The 17,954-nt window shown below is 38.1% G+C and carries 16 protein-coding genes; 12 read left to right on the top strand and 4 right to left on the bottom strand.

The window, feature by feature from the left end; genetic code table 11:
• Nucleotides 1–62: 62 nt before the first annotated feature.
• From F7731_RS18850 to F7731_RS18840, 3 genes are all read left to right on the top strand, one after another.
• Entirely contained in the window at nt 63–683 is a 621-nt protein-coding gene (locus F7731_RS18850) for a class I SAM-dependent methyltransferase (protein WP_151536342.1), read from the top strand.
• A 368-nt stretch (nt 684–1,051) separates the two neighbouring features.
• Nucleotides 1,052–2,197, top strand: a complete 1,146-nt coding sequence (locus F7731_RS18845; RefSeq protein WP_151536341.1) for a trans-sulfuration enzyme family protein — start codon at nt 1,052–1,054, stop codon at nt 2,195–2,197.
• A 171-nt stretch (nt 2,198–2,368) separates the two neighbouring features.
• Entirely contained in the window at nt 2,369–4,069 is a 1,701-nt protein-coding gene (locus F7731_RS18840) for a methyl-accepting chemotaxis protein (protein ID WP_151536340.1), read from the top strand.
• Nucleotides 4,070–4,522: 453 nt separating this feature from the next.
• Here the strand turns inward: F7731_RS18840 and F7731_RS26595 are convergent, their stop codons facing one another.
• Nucleotides 4,523–4,696 carry a hypothetical protein gene (locus F7731_RS26595; RefSeq protein WP_170289749.1) on the bottom strand — a complete coding sequence of 58 codons (174 nt, stop codon included), beginning with the start codon at nt 4,694–4,696 and terminating at the stop codon, nt 4,523–4,525.
• 371 nt (nt 4,697–5,067) lie between these two features.
• Here F7731_RS26595 and F7731_RS18835 point away from each other — a divergent pair, with 371 nt between their 5' ends.
• Both F7731_RS18835 and F7731_RS18830 read left to right on the top strand, forming a co-directional pair.
• Nucleotides 5,068–5,724, top strand: a complete 657-nt coding sequence (locus F7731_RS18835) for a 5-bromo-4-chloroindolyl phosphate hydrolysis family protein (protein WP_151536339.1) — start codon at nt 5,068–5,070, stop codon at nt 5,722–5,724.
• A complete protein-coding gene (locus F7731_RS18830) occupies nt 5,721–6,896 on the top strand; it encodes a toxic anion resistance protein (protein WP_151536338.1) in 1,176 nt (391 codons plus the stop codon). Before F7731_RS18835 ends, F7731_RS18830 begins: the two co-directional genes overlap by 4 nt.
• Nucleotides 6,897–7,095: 199 nt before the next feature.
• Here F7731_RS18830 and F7731_RS18825 read toward each other — a convergent pair whose 3' ends face one another.
• On the bottom strand, nt 7,096–8,748 hold the full coding sequence (locus tag F7731_RS18825; RefSeq protein WP_151536337.1) for a PAS domain-containing sensor histidine kinase: 1,653 nt from the start codon (nt 8,746–8,748) through the stop codon (nt 7,096–7,098).
• Nucleotides 8,749–8,946: 198 nt separating this feature from the next.
• Between F7731_RS18825 and F7731_RS18820 the strand changes: the two genes are divergently transcribed.
• The 3 genes from F7731_RS18820 to F7731_RS18810 all read left to right on the top strand — a co-directional run bounded on the left by F7731_RS18820 (nt 8,947) and on the right by F7731_RS18810 (nt 11,867).
• The gene (locus tag F7731_RS18820) at nt 8,947–9,177 is read left to right on the top strand and encodes an excisionase family DNA-binding protein (RefSeq protein ID WP_151536336.1); all 231 of its coding nucleotides are present in this window, start codon (nt 8,947–8,949) and stop codon (nt 9,175–9,177) included.
• Nucleotides 9,178–9,369: 192 nt separating this feature from the next.
• Nucleotides 9,370–10,770 carry a M28 family peptidase gene (locus F7731_RS18815; protein WP_151536335.1) on the top strand — a complete coding sequence of 467 codons (1,401 nt, stop codon included), beginning with the start codon at nt 9,370–9,372 and terminating at the stop codon, nt 10,768–10,770.
• Nucleotides 10,771–10,937: 167 nt separating this feature from the next.
• Nucleotides 10,938–11,867 (top strand): DMT family transporter, encoded by a 930-nt coding sequence (locus F7731_RS18810; RefSeq protein ID WP_343032869.1) that lies wholly within the window; start codon nt 10,938–10,940, stop codon nt 11,865–11,867.
• Nucleotides 11,868–11,891: 24 nt separating this feature from the next.
• Here F7731_RS18810 and F7731_RS18805 read toward each other — a convergent pair whose 3' ends face one another.
• On the bottom strand, nt 11,892–12,854 hold the full coding sequence (locus F7731_RS18805; RefSeq protein WP_151536333.1) for a D-2-hydroxyacid dehydrogenase: 963 nt from the start codon (nt 12,852–12,854) through the stop codon (nt 11,892–11,894).
• Between the two features lie 158 nt (nt 12,855–13,012).
• On the opposite strand from F7731_RS18805, the gene F7731_RS18800 reads away from it, so the two are divergent.
• On the top strand, nt 13,013–14,683 hold the full coding sequence (locus F7731_RS18800; protein WP_151536332.1) for a ribonuclease J: 1,671 nt from the start codon (nt 13,013–13,015) through the stop codon (nt 14,681–14,683).
• Between the two features lie 210 nt (nt 14,684–14,893).
• Here the strand turns inward: F7731_RS18800 and F7731_RS18795 are convergent, their stop codons facing one another.
• Complete coding sequence (locus F7731_RS18795; protein ID WP_246197322.1) at nt 14,894–15,037, bottom strand: RNA polymerase sigma factor; 144 nt, start codon at nt 15,035–15,037, stop codon at nt 14,894–14,896.
• Nucleotides 15,038–15,207: 170 nt separating this feature from the next.
• Here F7731_RS18795 and F7731_RS18790 point away from each other — a divergent pair, with 170 nt between their 5' ends.
• The 3 genes from F7731_RS18790 (at nt 15,208) to F7731_RS18780 (ending at nt 17,911) form a co-directional block, all read left to right on the top strand.
• The gene (locus tag F7731_RS18790) at nt 15,208–16,239 is read left to right on the top strand and encodes a serine hydrolase domain-containing protein (RefSeq protein WP_151536331.1); all 1,032 of its coding nucleotides are present in this window, start codon (nt 15,208–15,210) and stop codon (nt 16,237–16,239) included.
• Between the two features lie 218 nt (nt 16,240–16,457).
• The gene (locus tag F7731_RS18785) at nt 16,458–17,066 is read left to right on the top strand and encodes a DUF3995 domain-containing protein (protein ID WP_151536330.1); all 609 of its coding nucleotides are present in this window, start codon (nt 16,458–16,460) and stop codon (nt 17,064–17,066) included.
• A gap of 287 nt (nt 17,067–17,353) precedes the next feature.
• Entirely contained in the window at nt 17,354–17,911 is a 558-nt protein-coding gene (locus F7731_RS18780) for a cysteine hydrolase family protein (protein ID WP_151536329.1), read from the top strand.
• The last annotated feature ends 43 nt before the right edge of the window (nt 17,912–17,954 follow it).

The raw sequence follows: 17,954 nt of genomic DNA, 5'->3' as shown, positions 1-17,954 counted from the left end.
TAAGATAAAATAATACTAAAATGCTTTTGTGTGAGCAGAATACGTCGGAATAGGAGCATTCGATGAAAGAACAATATTATGATGCTTTGCTGAATATTAAAACAGGTGGTAATCAAAAGGGATTTAATCAATCAATTCATTATCACCGATATGAATCCACCCCATATAGCGCATTAGAAACATTGTTTCAGCATTATGAAATGAACAGCGGTGATCGGCTAGTTGATTTTGGATGTGGAAAAGGGAGATTAAACTTTTATTGCAATTATCTGTTTAATGCTTCAGCTGTTGGTGTGGAGATGAACAAGAACTATTATCGGGAAGCCTTGGAAAACTTGGACAGCTATTTGAAGAAAAATAAAAATGGAAGAGGTGAAGTCTCCTTTCAGTGCTGTTTGGCTGAGGAATACAAAATTGATCCCCCAGACAATCGGTTTTATTTTTTTAACCCATTTTCCATACAAATTTTTATGAAGGTTGTAAATAATATTTTGCTTTCGGTTGAAGAATATCCAAGGGAAATTGAGCTAATTTTTTATTATCCATCAGAGGATTATATTTATTTTTTAGAAAATCAAACGGTCTTTGAGTTGAAGGAGGAAATCCTTCTTACTGGGTCAGTACATAATCCACATGACAGATTTTTGATTTATCGATACTCAGCGGATTCAATCACTAGTTGAAAAAGTTCTAGTAATTTTAAAAAATATAAGAATATTCTTCAAATATAAGTTAAAATAAAGTAATATTTTTAATAAATTAGATTTCTGAGCTTCATAGTGCGTGTTTTTTCATGAGATTAGTCAAAACGCGCTTCATGATCGCTTCATGGTACGTGTTTTCTGTTGAGATCTCTCAAAACGCGCTTCATGAACGCTTCATGGTACGTGTTTTCTCATGGGATTAGTCAAAACGCGCTTCATGAACGCATCATGGTGCGAGTTTTCTCTTGGAATCTCTCAAAACGCGCTTCATGAACACTTCATGGTAAGGTTTTTCCCTTGAGATCTCCAAAATAAATAAGAATCTATTAAAAAGGAAGGTGCCTGTTTTGGAAAAAAGATTTGAAACACTCGTTTTGCATAATGTTGAAAAAAACAAGAAGCCGATTAAAAGCAAGGTAACCCCAATCTATCAAACTTCAGCTTTTACATTTGAAGATTTAGACGATCTTGAAGGATACTACCAAGGGGAGGGGAATTACTTATATTCCCGCGTCGGCAATCCAAATACAGATGAGCTTGGTCAAGCAGTCGCAGCACTTGAAGGCGCCCCTGCTGGTGTAGCGGCTTCTTCCGGGCTTTCAGCAATTTTGGCAGGAGTGCTTGCCGTTGTAAAAAGCGGTGATCACATTGTTGCTGCAGATGACGTATACGGCGGAAGCTTCCATTTATTAAAAGAAGAATTGAACGAGCTTGGGATTGAGACATCATTCGTTTCTTTCTCTGACATTCAAATAGTAGAACAGGCCATTAAGCCAAATACAAAGCTGCTTTTTACAGAATCCATTACAAATCCGCTTTTACGAGTGGAGGACCTTGAAGCTGTTGTTAGTCTTGCGAAAAGGCATCAATTATCAGTACTCATTGATAATACATTCGCAACACCATTTCATTGTACCCCTTATATGCTAGGGGCGGATTTAGTTGTCCATAGTGCGACTAAATATATTGGCGGGCACAGTGATGTGACAGCAGGCGTGGTAGTAGGAAGAGAAGATTTAATAGAAAAGGCAAGAGCGAAGGTTGTCAATCTCGGAGCGAATGTAAGTCCGTTTGAAGCTTGGCTGACATGCCGCGGATTAAAAACACTAGCTTTAAGAATAAAGAGTCAATCTGCGAATGCGAGAAAACTAGCTGAAGCACTGCAAGGGAATACAAATATTGCAAAGGTTTACTATCCTTTTAACGAAGCGGAGGAAGGTTTCGGTGCCATGGTATCTGTAGAACTTTCCAAGAATGTTGATGTGAATCAATTTTTCAGATCCCTTTCCTGGGTAAAAATTGTTCCGACCCTTGCTGGTGTAGAGACAAGTGTATCCCATCCGCTCACGACATCTCACCGGGCTTTGCCTCCTGAAGCAAATAAAGCGTTAGGTATTACGAGAGAAGTTGTCCGTATTTCAGTTGGAATCGAACATCCAGAAGATATTATTCTTGCTTTTGAACAGGCCATTGAAAAATCAGTGATTGAGTAAAAAAACTTTCAACGAAACCATCCATTGTCACAGAACTATGGATGGTTTTTTGTTGTTGAGAAGTCTATAAATTAGCCGATAATAGTAATAAAGCACCGAATATATATCTGTGTTTAGGTATAATGGACTTATATTTTAGAAAACAAAGAGGTTAACATGGGGGAACAGATTATGAGAAAAAGTATTACATGGCAGCTGGGAATAATCATTGTATGTGTTGTTTTTGCTTCAATGATTATTACGACCATATCAAACTACTGGGTAACATATGACAAAACATACGAGGCAGCTGGCATTGAGGCTGTAGGTTGTGCAAATATTACGACGGGATTAATTGCGCCTGGTGATATTGAAAAAGTAATTAATGGAGGTAAAGAAAAATTAAACGAGATTCAACAAACCTTAAATTGGACTACCGATCATAAGCAAATTTTTGAGAGTCAATATATGCTCCTTTTGGATGGAACGATTTTGGCAGCGGATTCTAATTTGCAAAAGCAAGGCTTTAAGGCAGGGGATCAATTCTATATTGATCAAGAGGCAATCAAAGTAATTAAAGAAACGAAACATCCTCATTACTCAAAAATATATGAATACGGAGGAATGAAGCGCGTGACTGGCTATGCTCCTGTATTTAAAGATCATGATCCTAATAAAGAAATCATTGCAATAAATGCAATTGATTTCAACGCAAAGATTGTAAGTGAGAGAACATGGGATTCAGTGAAAGCTAGCTTTATGCTGGGACTCCTGCCAATGTTATTAGCAAGTTTTATTACAATTAGTATACTGAAAAGAAAAACAAAGCCGATCACTTCTTTAATTAATTATGCTAAAAGGATTGCAGAAGGAGATTTAACCGTTGAGAACATAAAAGTAAAGAATAAAGATGAAATAGGTGACTTAGCAAACACATTAAATGTGATGGCGCAAAACTTGCGTGAGATCATTGAGAAGGTTAACACAAGTGCACAACAAGTTGCAGCTTCTTCGGAAGAATTAAATTCAAGCGCAGAACAAACAAATATGGTAACAAAGCAAATTACGATGAAAATGAGTGAAATGACTAAGGATGCAGATCAACAAGTTCAAAGTGTGGAAGAAAGCTTTCTTGTTGTGAATGAAATGTCTTCGAGCGTCCATCAAATTGCTCAAAATGCTTTAACAGTTTCCTCCACTGCTATAGAGGCTTCAGAAAAGGCATTAGAGGGAGATCGGGCAATAAAAATAGCTGTTAGACAAATGAATTCGATTAATCAAACTGTCAATGGCTTGGCGAAAGTCATTCAAGGTTTAGGGGAAAGGTCACAAGAGATTGGGGTCTTTACAAGCTCCATTACAGGAATAGCGGATCAGACAAACCTGCTTGCTTTAAATGCAGCGATTGAAGCGGCAAGGGCCGGAGAACAAGGACGGGGATTCGCTGTCGTTGCCGATGAAGTTCGAAAGCTAGCTGAACTATCCGCGGAATCTGCAAAAGAAATTACCCAACTAATCGCTTTAGTTCAAGATGAAACCTTTAGTGCAGTTCAATCAATGGAATTTGCTACAGCTGAAGTTCTTGAAGGAATTGGAGTCGTAAATCAAGCCGGTGAATCATTCGTGACGATCCAAGATTCTATTAATAAAGTGTCGAATCAGATTCAAGAAGTTTCATCTGCAGCGGAGCAATTAGCTGCTGGTTCTGAGCGGGTAGTTCACTCAATGGAATATATTACAAAAGCTGAAGAAGAGGTGGCATCTCATACGCAAGAAGTATCGGCCTCCACGGAAGAACAATTGGCATCAATTGAAGAAATCTCACTGTCAGCAAGTACTTTAGCAGATATGGCAGAAGAATTGAAATTACTTATAAACAGATTTAAAGTTTAAAATTCCCATTGTCTGAAAACAAAAGGATGAAGGCAAAATTAAAAATGAGTCCGGTGCAATACCGAACTCATTTTTTCCAAGCTGCCTGATGAAATAACCGTGTCTAACTTTTAGGGGTCACTTCATACGAGGGTCATGACGGACAGTTTTTCTTATAATTGGTCTTTTATAGGGCGATAGTAAGATAAATAATTCATGGAACGTGTTTTCCGAGGCAGAGTCCAAAAACGGTGCCTATGAACGCTTCATGGAGCGCGTTTTCTAAGGTCGTGCCCCAAAACGTTGCCCATGAAAGGTTCATGGATCGCGTTTTCCAAGGTCGTGCCCCAAAACGTTGCCCATGAACGCTTTATGGAGCGTGTTTTCCAAGGTCGCACCCAAAAACGGTGCCCATGACCGCATCATGGAACGCGTTTTCTAAGGTCTCGCCCCAAAACGGTGCCCATGACCGCATCATGGAACGCGTTTTCCAAGGTTACGCCCCAAAACGGTGCCCATGACCGCTTCATGGAGCTTGTTTTCCAAGGTCACGCCCCAAAACGGTGCCCATGAACGCTTAATGGGACGCGTTTCCAAGGTGACGTCTAAAAACGCTCGCATGGCTACCTCGAAGATCACATTTGCCAAGCCACCTCCAAAAATATCTCCACCGTATCCCTACGTCTTAAGTCTTAGATAAATTTAAGGTCAGGGTCTATAGATGTGAGCTTCTATTTCGTGTATGTTTATAGTGAGAAGGAAATTTCGCAAAACTGAAACTTAGATTTAGAAAGAACGTATAAATAGTAAAGATACCTTTATTCAGCACTTATCTCCCCATTTAAAATGGTAAGATGAGTGCAAACGGAGATTCAATTCAGTGAGGGGTTAAACCTTAGCTGAATAAAGTTAAGCCTCCGGCGGATACCTCAGATTTTTAAAGGAATTTATCGAGCAGGCTCGATAAAAATCTGGGCGCAAATACGCCAAGGCGAATTTGATGTCAGGAGTCGATGACGATGAATCAATTTTTAGCATTTTTGCTGCGAATATTAATTGCCATTCCGGTATCTACGAGTGTTTGGCTGATTAGCTATTTTACATTTGCACAATCTTTCTGGCTTGCGGGTGGGATTGGACTGGTGGTCGGAGCATTCGCTTACGGGCTGACCGGGATGATTTTAAAGCATCGTTTTTTAAAGCGGCACCAGCTGAAGAGGAAGGAATACCAATATATTAAGAAGAATATAGATGAAGCAAAACCAAAAATAGCTCGTTTGCATAAAGCGCTTTTCTCCATTCGGCACATCCCCTCTTTAAAACAAAGGATGGAGCTCATGAGAACGACAAGAAAAATCTATCGGTTAACGAAAAAAGAACCGAAACGATTTTATAAGGCGGAGCCGTTTTACTTTTCCCATTTAGACTCTGCTGTTGAGCTATCGGAGAAGTATGTGTTTTTATCTACGCAGCCAAAGAAGACGTTTGAGCTCGATCAATCATTATATGAAACTCGCCGTACATTGGAGGAGTTAACGGTTTTAGTAGAAGAGGACTTGTATAAAGTCATCTCGGATGATATTGATCAATTGAATTTTGAAATTGATGTCGCAAAGCATACAATAAAATCCCTCAAGGATTCTCGAATAATTGATGAAAGCAGGAGACTAAGATGAGTGAACAAAATCCATCCCTGTTAAAAAACACAAGCACGTCGAATTTAATGGATGATTTACTTTCTAACCCATTTGATGATAACCAAGAGCTTACGAGCAAACTTGAGCCTGCTGTAGAAAAACAAGTCAGGCTCATTGATGTGATTCCGGAAGAAAATCGAATAAAGGCTTTACAGCTTGCGGAGCAGATTGATCCGAAAAACCATCAAGCCATGATTTCCTATGGGACGCCGGCACAGTCGAAATTATTGGCTTTCTCGAATACGATGCTAGAGCAGGTTCAGAAAAAGGATATCGGAGAAGTAGGGGAAATCATTAGCGAATTAATGATGAAGTTCAATGAGGTTAATCCAGATGATTTAAAAATGGAGAAAACATCTTTCCTTGCCCGCATGTTTGGACGGATTTCTAACACAATCCAGGAGACTTTGTCTCGGTATCAAAAAACAGGCGCACAAATTGACAGGATTAGCGTGAAGCTAGAACGCAGTAAAAATATTCTCCTATCCGATGTCGTTATGCTAGAAAAGCTTTATGAAAATAACAAGGAATATTTTCATGCATTAAATGTGTATATTGCCGCTGGAGAAATTAAGCTTGAGGAATTGCATGGGAAGACGATCCCAGGATTAAAGAAATCTGCAGAAGTATCGAATGATCAAATGAAGTTCCAGGAAGTCAATGATATGATCCAGTTCGCTGATCGACTGGATAAACGGCTTTATGATCTGAAATTAAGCCGGGAAATCACGATTCAAAGTGCTCCGCAAATCCGTCTAATTCAAAATACAAATCAGGCGTTAGTAGAAAAAATTCAATCATCTATTATGACAGCCATCCCGCTATGGAAGAACCAAGTCGCGATCGCATTGACATTAATCAGGCAGCGTCACGCCGTAGAAGCACAAAAGCAAGTGTCCAAAACGACAAATGAACTGCTGCTGAAAAATGCTGAAATGCTAAAAACGAATACAATTGAGACAGCACGGGAAAATGAGCGCGGCCTTGTCGATATTGAAACATTGAAAAAAACACAGGCGAATTTAATTTCCACTCTTGAAGAAACATTAAAAATTCAAGAGGAGGGTCGCCACAAGCGCCGCTTGGCTGAGCAGGAGCTCGCATCAATGGAAAATGATTTACGCCAAAAGCTGCTGGAGATAAAGGGGTAATAACTGTAAAAATAAAAGAAGCTCAAACCATCAAATGTTTGATGATTTGAGCTTCTTATTTTTGGCTAATAGAAAAGTTTAAGTTTATTAGCATACTAAAGTAATATGGAAACTAGTTTGAAATCCTGCTCGTAATATCACATAAGAAAAATTAAGGCATTCGCCAAAAAAGACTGGGCGAATGCCTTAGTTTTACTAATCATAGAGCTTGTTCCAGCTTTTTCTCAATAGCAGCGGGGAATTTCATTACTACTTCGGTTCCTTCATTTATTTTACTGTTGAAGATCATCGAACCATTATGAGATTGTACGATTTTATAGCTTACAGTTAAACCTAAGCCAGTTCCTTTTTCCTTCGATGAATAAAAAGGCTCTCCGATTTTTTCTAATCGTTTTTCGGGAATTCCGCAGCCATCATCTTTGACAGTTACACATACACTGTCATTTTCCTTAGAACATAAATAGACCGTTATTTTGCCTTTGTTAGCTGAAGCTTCAATGGCATTTTTGATAATATTAATAAACAGCTGCTTTAATTGATTTGGTACACATTTAATGAAATATTCTTCCCGATCAGCTACAAGTTCAATTTGCACATTATATAAATTTGCATCAGACTGCAGCAAGGAAACGACTTCAAATAGAACTAAATGGATGTTTGCATGAGTAAATTGGACTTGCTGGGGTTTGGCCAGCATGAGAAGTTCTCCAGCGATATAATTAATCCGGTTTAATTCATCGAGCATAATTTTGTGGTATAAATGATCCTTCTCATTCTCTTTTTGCAAAAGCTGAACAAAGCCAATGAGTGAGGTGAGCGGATTGCGGATTTCATGTGCAACACTTGCAGCAAGCTCACCTACAATAGAAAGCTTTTCAGTCCTTCTTAATCTTTCTTCTGTTTGCCTTAGCAGTGTGACGTCCTTTGCATACCCGACAATCCCGTCGATTTTTTCATTTACGAAAATCGGAAGGTTCGTACATTGTAAAGTGATGGTATCGCCATTTGCATGGGGGATATTCATCTCATATTTCTCGACATTTTCCCCATTGATGATATTGGAAATTGACTCCAGTACAAGCTCTTGATCTTCTTTGGAGAGCATTTCTTTGACACTTTTTCCGAGGACCATCCGATCATCGTAGCCAGTTATCGCTTTAAATTGCGGATTGACATCGGTGATTACACCGTTCAAATTAATCATGTAGACGATATCTGGACTATACTCAAATAAGGATTTGTACTGTTCCCTGCTTCTTTTTAATAGGTTTTCGAATAATTTTCTTTCGGTAATATCCCTGCCAATAATGACAAGCCCTTTTCGGCTGCCATCTTTATGAAAAAGCGGAACCTTGATCGTGTCAAACGTTTTTTCCATCCCATTAGGCAGGGGGACTACCTCTTCAATATGTGTGACACCGCCATTTTTCCACGCCTCTTCATCTGAAATCTCGCAATAACGCAGGGCATCTCCATAAAATTCAGTAAACTCGGCGAGCTCTGAATCTTTTTTTCCTTTATAATCAACATTTTCAAGCTGGAATAATTTTAACCCAAATTCATTCGCTTCGATCCATCGCCCTTCGCCATCTTTAAAGTTTACAAAGTCAACCATTGAATTGATAAGAGTAGATAATCGCTTTTCCTCATCCTTAAAGTGTCTTAGCTTTTCTGTCTTTTGTAAAAAATAAATAAATAACCATCCTGTTGTTAGAATATAAATAAGTTCTTTACATCTTTCAATCACTTTTATGAGAGGTGAAGGCTGGAATTGGCTAAGCACGAAGTCCGTGCCGAACAGCCATACAATACTTATGGTTACATATAATAAAACAAATCTCGATTTATTCATTTGATATTGTAACCCCTATTCCATATGAAAAATAATTAAAGAAACTTTTCATTTTTCGTCGTTCATAATAGTATTGTTATATTGAAAATAACATTAATAAACATTTTAGCCTAGATTGGAAGGCAAATAAAGACCTTCATTAAATATTTGGAAGAATAATAGGAAAAAGAACCCTTTATTAAGGAAAGGTAGGAATCTATGTACTTAACTATTAAAGAAACAGCTGAATTTCTCTCATGTTCGGAGTCATATGTCAAAAATCTTATTTTGCAAAAGCGAATCCGTACGATTTATGATGGCGAGCAATATTTAATTTATAAAGAACAGTTTAATACACATGTCAAGCAAATGGAAAAATACAAAGAATTGGTAGAGGAAATATTAAATGAGCCGATCCCTGAAGATATTGATGTGAAGGATGAAGATTAGAGGGAATATATTGATATAAAAAATTTACTAGATTTAAAAGACCAGGTAGTTATTTCCTGGTCCTTTTGTCATTTAATAGGAAACTTTGGCAAAAATAGATACTTCTTCCTAGTAGCTAATAGTAAGAAATCCCCTTATTGGAATATTTTGAACAGTTTAATATTTATATAAATGATTCCTAGGAGGGGTACTATGAAAAAGCCAATTATATCAATTGCACTAGCTACGACATTAGCATTTGGTGCTATTGGAACACAGGCTGTTTATGCGAAGCCGATTGAAACTGGACAAGCTCAGCCAGTTAACGTGTTTGATCATATGGTTATCAAGAAGATTAATGCAGAAAATATTTATAAAAATATTGCACATTTGTCGAAAACACCGCGTGTGGCAGGGACTGAAGCGGAGGATCAAGCTGTCAAGTTTATTAAGGAGCAATTTGAATCTTACGGATATGATGTAGAAATTCAGCCGTTTACATTCTATGGATATACAGCTCCACATACGGTTGAATTGAATGTAAATGGTCACGACGGAAAGCTTAATCCTGCTTCCTTTACATACTCAGTCAGCGGGAATGTGACTGGCGATCTTGTTTATGCTGGGTTAGGGAAGAAAGAAGAGCTTGCAAATAAAGATTTAACAGGAAAAATTGCCCTCATTCAGCGCGGTGACATTAGTTTCGGTGAAAAAGTGTTAAATGCAGCTGAAAAAGGGGCCGCTGGAGTTATTATATTTAATAACACGAGCGGTGCAGTAAATGGAACACTCGGCGAAGCAAATGATAAATATGTTCCAGCTGTTTCTTTAACGAAGGCGGAGGGTGAAGCACTTCTGGCTAAGCTAAATGAAGGTACAGCTTTGAAGGCATCTGTAAAAATTGAGGGTGCTAGAACGGGAGAAAATCTTTCTCATAATGTCATAGCAACTAAAAAACCGACAAATAAACAAAAGGATACAAATAAGATTATCGTAGTAGGTGCGCATCACGATTCAGTTGCGGGTGCACCGGGCGCAAATGATGATGCTTCTGGAACAGCAACAACGCTTGAGCTAGCACGAGTATTAAAAAATGTGCCAACCGATACTGAAATCCGCTTTGTTACATTTGGCGCGGAAGAGCTAGGTTTAATTGGCTCAACCTACTATGTTAATAATCTATCAGAAGATGAAAAAGAGAGAACGATTGCTAACTTCAACCTTGATATGGTCGGAAGCAGAGATGCTGGAGATTTAGTTTTACTAACTCTTGATGGCAAACCAAATCTAGTAACAGAGCTTGCTCAAGCTTCAAGTACAAGATTGAACGGTGAGCCAACTCCGTACGGTCAAGGTGGCCGAAGTGACCATGTTCCTTTTGCTGAAGCAGGGATTCCAGCCGCGTTATTTATTCATAGCCCGTCTGAGCCTTGGTACCATACACCAGAGGATTCCATTGACAAAATCAGCAAAGAAAAGCTTCAGGATGTAGCTGAAATTGTTGGGGCTGCAGTTTATGATTTAGCACGTTTTGACAATATGGGACCAAAACCGAAGAAGGGCCCTAAAGTAAAAGCAGAGAAAGACGAATACCATGAGCAGGCTGTAAGATAATAGGGATAAAAAGACCAGTTCTTTCAAGAAGGACTGGTTTTTCTTTTGGGCTTAGGGTAAGTTTTTCCAACTATTTGGTTCAAATTGAATGATAAAGTAAAGTCTTGCATGATAAAATAGGTCTAACCATTTCAATATTTAGGAAGAAGGAAATCATTTTGAAAAACGTGCGGACCTATCTTTTGTTAACAGGGGTTATGGTTGCTTGGGGGATTAATGTGCCAATCATAAAAATATTAGTTGGCTATTTTCCTCCAATCACGATTACCTCTTTACGGATTTTTACCGCTGGAGTCACGGTGTTTATCATTTTGGGGATCATGAAAAAAATTCGAAAGCCGACTATGGGAGAATGGAAGTTTATTATTCTAGGCAGCTTGTTCAGCGTGGTCGGTCATCATTTCTTTTTATCGCTTGGATTAACCGGCACGACAGCAACAAATGGGGCGTTAATTTTAGGAACGGGACCATTGTTAACGGCCATTCTTTCGTCAGTCCTTTTACGGAATAGACCAACTTGGATTCAAGTGCTTGGCTTCCTATTTGGGAGTGCGGGTGTTTCTTTCATCGTTCTATCAGGGGAAAAGGGATTATCGGGTTTATCTGTTGGAGATCTGTATGTGTTCTTTTCGATTCTTTCACAGGCGTTCAGCTTTATTCTCATCAGTAAGGCCGCGAAAACGCTGGATCCTCGTTTGTTAACAGGCTATATGCTCGTTTTTGGCGGCATTATATTATTTTTTATAAGTTTATGGAAAGAGCCTAACGGCTTTGAAGGCATTTTCCAAGCTCCGTTTTTAATATGGGTGGCCTTTATCTCCTCAGCGATTCTTTCAACGGCATTAGGTCATATGTTTTATAACTCAGCCATCAAAAAGATTGGGCCTGCCGAAGCGTCCATTTTTATTAATTTAAGTACTTTTTTCTCATTAGTCGGTTCAGCCATCCTTTTAGGAGAAATCATAACTTCTACTCATTTACTCGGTCTGCTGTTCATTGTTTCGGGTGTAATTCTTGGTTCAGGTGCATTAGAGGAATTATTGAAGAGACGTAAAAACAGGGATATCGAACAGACACAAACGAAACTGAAGGCTTGAGCACTAGCGCTCAAGCCTTTATTCTTAGTACCCTTTCTCATAATCTACTAAATTAATTGGCAGCTTCTCTTCTTTAAGATAGCTTTTTAAGTTCGGGATAAAAATATCTTTAATGACGCGACAGTCATAATGTTCGGTTGAACCGGCCGTATGAGGCGTGATAATGACATTCTCTAGCTCCCAAAGTGGACTGACTTCACTTAGTGGTTCTTTTTCAAATACATCTAAACCTGCTCCAGCAATTTTCTCGTCACTTAATGCCTCAATAAGATCGGCTTCCACGACAAGATCGCCGCGGCCGATATTGATGAAGAAAGAAGAAGGCTTCATGACGTTGAATTGTTCTTTTCCAAACAAGTATTTAGTTTCCTCTGTGAGTGGGAGAGTGACGACGACATAGTCACATTGCGGTAATATATCATTGATTTGATCGAGCGTATACATCTCATCAACAAATTCCTCGGGCTGGCCTGAACGGCGGAAGCCAAGAACGTTCATTCCAAATGCTTTCGCAATTTTTGCCGTTTCCTTTCCGATCGCTCCCACGCCGAATAACCCCATTGTTTTTCCATGAAGCTCTAGCTTTAACCCTGAATGGTGCCACTTTTTCGTTTGCTGATTCTTTACATAAGCATGTATTTTTCTTGTTAGTCCGAGCATGAGGGCAAAGATCGTTTCGGAAATTGGGAATGAATGAACACCGTTTGCTGAAGATAACTGGATGTGTCGAGCCTTCAATTCTGTTAAAGGCATGCTATTGACACCGGCAGACCATGATTGAATCCAGCGCAACTTTGCATCGTTATTGAGAGCATGTTCCCCAATCTCTTTTTTCCAGCCAGCGATGATTTCAGCTTCTTTTAAGTGACTCTCCCAGACAGCTTTATCTTTCCCGATGATTAGCTCCCAATCTGGGACAACTTCTTGTATTGATTTTATTAGATGTTGGTCTAAGTTCTGGGTAACGATTAATTTTCTGCTACTCACTAGGACTCCCCCTGTTTTCATGATAGGTTTATCATAACAAAAAAAGAAAACTCTTACTATTCAGAAGGGACAGACGTTTCTCGTAAATATTTCACCCGCCGATAAATGGAAACCCAAAGGGCATACTAAGATTATATTTAAAGTGGGAGGATATAAATTTGAGTACAAAAAAGAATGTATTATCTATCTTTGCCTTAGGCGGCTTGAATGAAATCGGGAAAAATATGTATGCAATCGAATATTCAAACGAAATCGTGATAATTGACTGTGGCAATAAGTTTCCAGATGAAAGTTTATTAGGCATTGATTTGATTATCCCTGATATAGCTTATTTAGTGGAAAATAAAGATAAAGTTAGGGCTTTAATTGTCACACATGGACATGAAGATCATATCGGGGGAATCCCGTTTTTCTTAAAAATATTGAATGTACCCGTTTATGCCACACGCTTCACACTAGGATTAATTGAACTCAAATTAAAAGAACATAAACTTCTAAGAGAAAGCGAACTTGTTGAAATCAATTCAAACTCAAACCTGAAATTCGAAGAAATGAGTGTAAGCTTTTTCAAAGTGACCCATAGTATTCCTGATTGCTTGGGAATAGTCTTTCACACACCAGAAGGAAATATTGTACATACGGGGGATTTCAAGTTCGATTTAACCCCTGCTAATAATGAGCATTCGGATATTCACAAAATGGCTGAAATAGGCAATGAGGGGGTCTTGCTTCTATTGTCTGAGAGTACCAATGCAGAACGTCCTGGCTTGACCCCATCGGAACAAATGGTAGGTGAACATGTGGAAACAGCATTTATGAAAGCCGAACGCAAAGTTATTGTTTCTACCTTTGCTTCAAACATTAGTCGTGTTCAGCAAGTCGTAAATGCAGCACATAAAACAAAGCGAAAACTTGCCTTACTTGGGCGAAGTATGGTTAATGTTGTAGGGGTTGCTATGGAACGTGGTTATTTAATAGTTCCTGATGGGATGTTAATTGACCCGCATGAAATTAATGAAATGGCTCCTGAAAAGGTGGCTATTTTATGTACGGGGAGTCAAGGGGAGCCATTGGCCGCTCTTTCCCGCCTTTCCACTGGAAACTTTCGCGGTGTCGACATTTTACCTGGGGATACGGTTATCATTGCAGCAGGTCCTATACCTGGAAATGAACGGAATGTCACGAGTGTCGTAGACAACTTCTTTGCACTTGGAGCCAAAGTGATTTATGGAACAGGAAGTACGTCTGGAATGCATGTCTCCGGTCATGGTTATCAAGAAGATTTAAAACTAATGCTTACGTTAATGAAACCAAAATATTTTATTCCCATTCACGGTGAATTTAGAATGCTACACCATCACCGTTTATTAGCTGAATCCGTTGGAGTTGAGAGAGGAAATACGTTTATCATCAATAATGGCGATGTCGTCGATATTGAACATAACATTGCCCGTCAGACCCGGAAAATACCGGTTGGGAGTACCTACGTAGACGGAAGGGATGTAGGTACTGTTGGAGAATTTTTGTTGCGGGACCGCAAAAAGCTTTCAGAGGATGGAATGCTTATGATTATTTTAACAATGAGCAAAGCGGAAGGAAAATTGATTTCTGAACCCGAAACCATTTCTCGTGGATTTGTGGATAGGGATTTCTCAGAAATTCGAAGAGACGTTAATCGACTTACAATAGAAACTGTTAACGAACTACAAGAAGCGAATAGAAACCAATGGAATGTAATGAAAAAACAAATAAAAAAGTCAATACGACAATATATATATACGCAAACGAAGAAAGATCCAATGATAGTGCCTATACTTATTGAAATTTAATAGGGGAGAAGTTTTAAAAAAATGAATTAATTGACCTTCAAGAAATGGGCGTATTTATGAAGTAACTAAAAATTTTTTCTCAATGTTTGTTAGTAAGAAATCGATCATTTAGTATTTCATAAACGCCCCTTCAAGTAAGCAATTACTCTTTCGGTGAAAAGATCGATAAAAGAGGGATTGTCCGCCATCGCTGTTGCTTGCGCCATTCATCTAGATACGCATTACGAGCGACTTTAAATAGCCAAGCACGAGCCCTTCTCCTTCAAATGTGTGTAAATAAACAGTCGCACGAACAAACGCTTCTTGTGTTAAGTCCTCCGCAAGCTGCGTTGAACCACATAACTTTAGTAGGATAGTTTAACGAGAATAATGCTATCAGTATTATGGTTATAAGTATTGAGGTTGTGAATATAAATCTTTAGATGAAGAACCAACATTAAACTTTTGATACTTGAAGGATTTATTTTTTGGAAGATGGAAGATAAAAGTGAAAGACCATTATGAATGAGAGGTGGCTATTATAATTGTTAACAACAATTAATCCATCATTTGTTGATGAATTAGTGTCAACTGCAGTATCAAAGAAAAACATTTATTGTGCTGTATTATGTGTCGAAAGTGGAGACAACTCTTTATCGCTCTTATGCGGGGCTGGAAATCTAACTACAGATAAACCATATTTTATCGCAAGCGTAACAAAATTATACGTCACGGCTGTTTTACTAAAACTAAGATCTGAAAAGTGTCTGAATCTCCAAAATAAAATCTCCGAATATTTTTCTGATGAAATTCTACATGAACTCCACCTATTTAAAGGCATAGAACACTCCAAAAATATAACAATCAAACATTTAATGTCCAATACATCAGGAATACCTGATTACTTTTCCTCTGATGTGATTGGGGAATTAACAGCAGGAATAGATCAGAGTTGGGGCTTTGAAAGAACATTAGCAAGTGTAAAACAAAAGAAACCAAAATTTGCTCCTGGTAAAAAGGCTCAATACTCCGATACAAATTATCAGCTTTTAGGTAAGATCATTGAAACGATAACAAACAAAGACATCCATACGGTTTTCAAGGAATTTATTTTTGATGAACTAAAATTAGAGAATACGTACTTATATGAAGATGTGAATGATAAACGACCAGCACCTATTTATTACAAAGATAAGGAAATCTACTTACCCAAATATATGTCATCAATAGGACCAGAAGGAGGCATTGTATCGACAGCGAAGGAATCTATGATATTTTTAAAGGCATTTATCAATGGACATTTCTTTCCAAAGGAATATTTTAATAAGCTTAACGATTGGAAAATTCTTTTTAGTCCAGGATTATTCTTTTATGGTGTTGGGATTGCAAGTCAACCCATATCTATTAAAGAATTGAAAAATGGATTAATCGGACATTGGGGGCAGACAGGTGCTTTTTCATTTTACCATCCGAAGACTGATCTATACTTTACAGGAACGGTCAATCAGTTTTACGGGCATAGTGTTGCTGCAAAGATGATGTTGAAAATAATCAAAAATGTAAAAAAAACAGAATAAGTCCATTTTAATCAGACCAAATTTTGGGATAGGTTGTAAAATATTGTACTTAAAGTAACGGGTGCGATTATTGAGGAATAAGTTGTTCCGTTAAAGGGAGTTTGTTGAACGACTGGCTCAATATACATTGAACATTCGGAAACTTTTGACCACATTGAATGTATAATAGTTTAGTTAATGAAGTCGTGTTAAATCTTAAAGAAAGATAGGAGAGTTATATGACGAATACGAAGGCAAACGACCCTAAGTTGCTCAATCCGCAACTACAACAATCGCGAACACGGTCTTTGGTATGGTCGGGATATGCTGTTTTTATTTGGTCGATAGTCTATATGATCCCCCACCTTTATTGGGCACTGGGGGGCACGGCCGGTCTAACGATATTAAAGCCATCTATATTAGCATTACCCCAATGGGAACTAGTGAATTGGGTTGCCTCAGTCATTCTTACGTTAGCGGGGCTTCTCGGGATTGCATTGATCTATTTTTGGAATAGAAAGCCGTTAAAATGGTTGTTGTTAACGATAGCCTTGGCAGGTTCCTCAGTAGCTGCCTCCCACGGCATTTATGGAATAGTCTACCGATTACTTCAAATTACAGGAGTTATCGGGGTAGAATTAGATCCGTTCAATGTTAATGAACATGCCTATGTGTTATGGGATCTTTTACTGTTCGAACCATGGTTTTTAATTGAGGGCATTCTTTTAGTAGTGCTTGGTTGGTATTCCTTTAACAAACCAAATAACAGGAGAATCTGGTTCATGCTTTGTACGCTTGGCATCATTATTGGTATTGTTACGGGACTGTTAGGTGTTCGATTTGCATAGCCCAGTTGATAAATATTATCGATATTCAACAGGGGTAAACGCTCATTTTCATTTTGGGGCCGGATTGTTGAAAAAATTTTCTTCCTTGCGAATTTCACTTAAATAAAGGAATGTGTTAAGATTGGGTTATCTAAAAATTCCAAATATTGATTTATTAAGAAATATTGGTTTAGGGGGTAGATATTATGACAAACAAAAGAAAAGTTAGCGTTAAAAATAATAAGGGGAAAACGTCTAACTAAATTAAATTATATAGTGTTTTCCAACAAATGAAAGGGGAAAATCATTTGAATCAAACATTATTAATTATTGATGCTCAACAAGAATTAATTGACGGGAATCAAGAAGAAAGTGCGGTTTTTATTAAAGAGCAGCTTATTAGGAATATCAATAAAGTGATTGGAAAAGCAAGGGAATCTGATATTCCAGTTGTGTTTGTAAGGGATCTCGATGTTGCTGAAGGTAAAGGTGAAGGTTTTCAAATTCACAATAAAATTAATGTACCTTTGAAAGCAAAGATTTTCGATAAATCTGCAACGAATTCCTTTCATGGAACAGATCTTCTAAATCATTTACGATCTCAGCAGATTGAACATGTTGTTGTTATGGGCTGTAAAACACAACACTGTATAGATAGTGCAGTTAGAACAGCTACTATTAGTGGTTTAGATGTAACTTTAGTCGGTGATGGGCATTCAACAACGGACAATGATGTTTTAAGTGCTGAACAAATCATAAAGCATCATAATAGGACTCTCCACGGTCATTATAATGTCGAACACTTTTCACTTGTAAGAAATGCAGACGAAGACTTGTTTCGTCCAACTCATGACTCATATAGGTAATATTAATCTAAAAGTGTTACTAAAATGTGTGGTTCTATTCAAA

The organism is Cytobacillus depressus (genome assembly GCF_008923245.1).
Taxonomy (GTDB): Bacteria; Bacillota; Bacilli; order Bacillales; family Cytobacillaceae; genus Cytobacillus; species Cytobacillus depressus.
The sequence above is the reverse complement of the archived record's forward strand: the minus strand, read 5'-3'. Positions and strand labels throughout refer to the sequence as shown.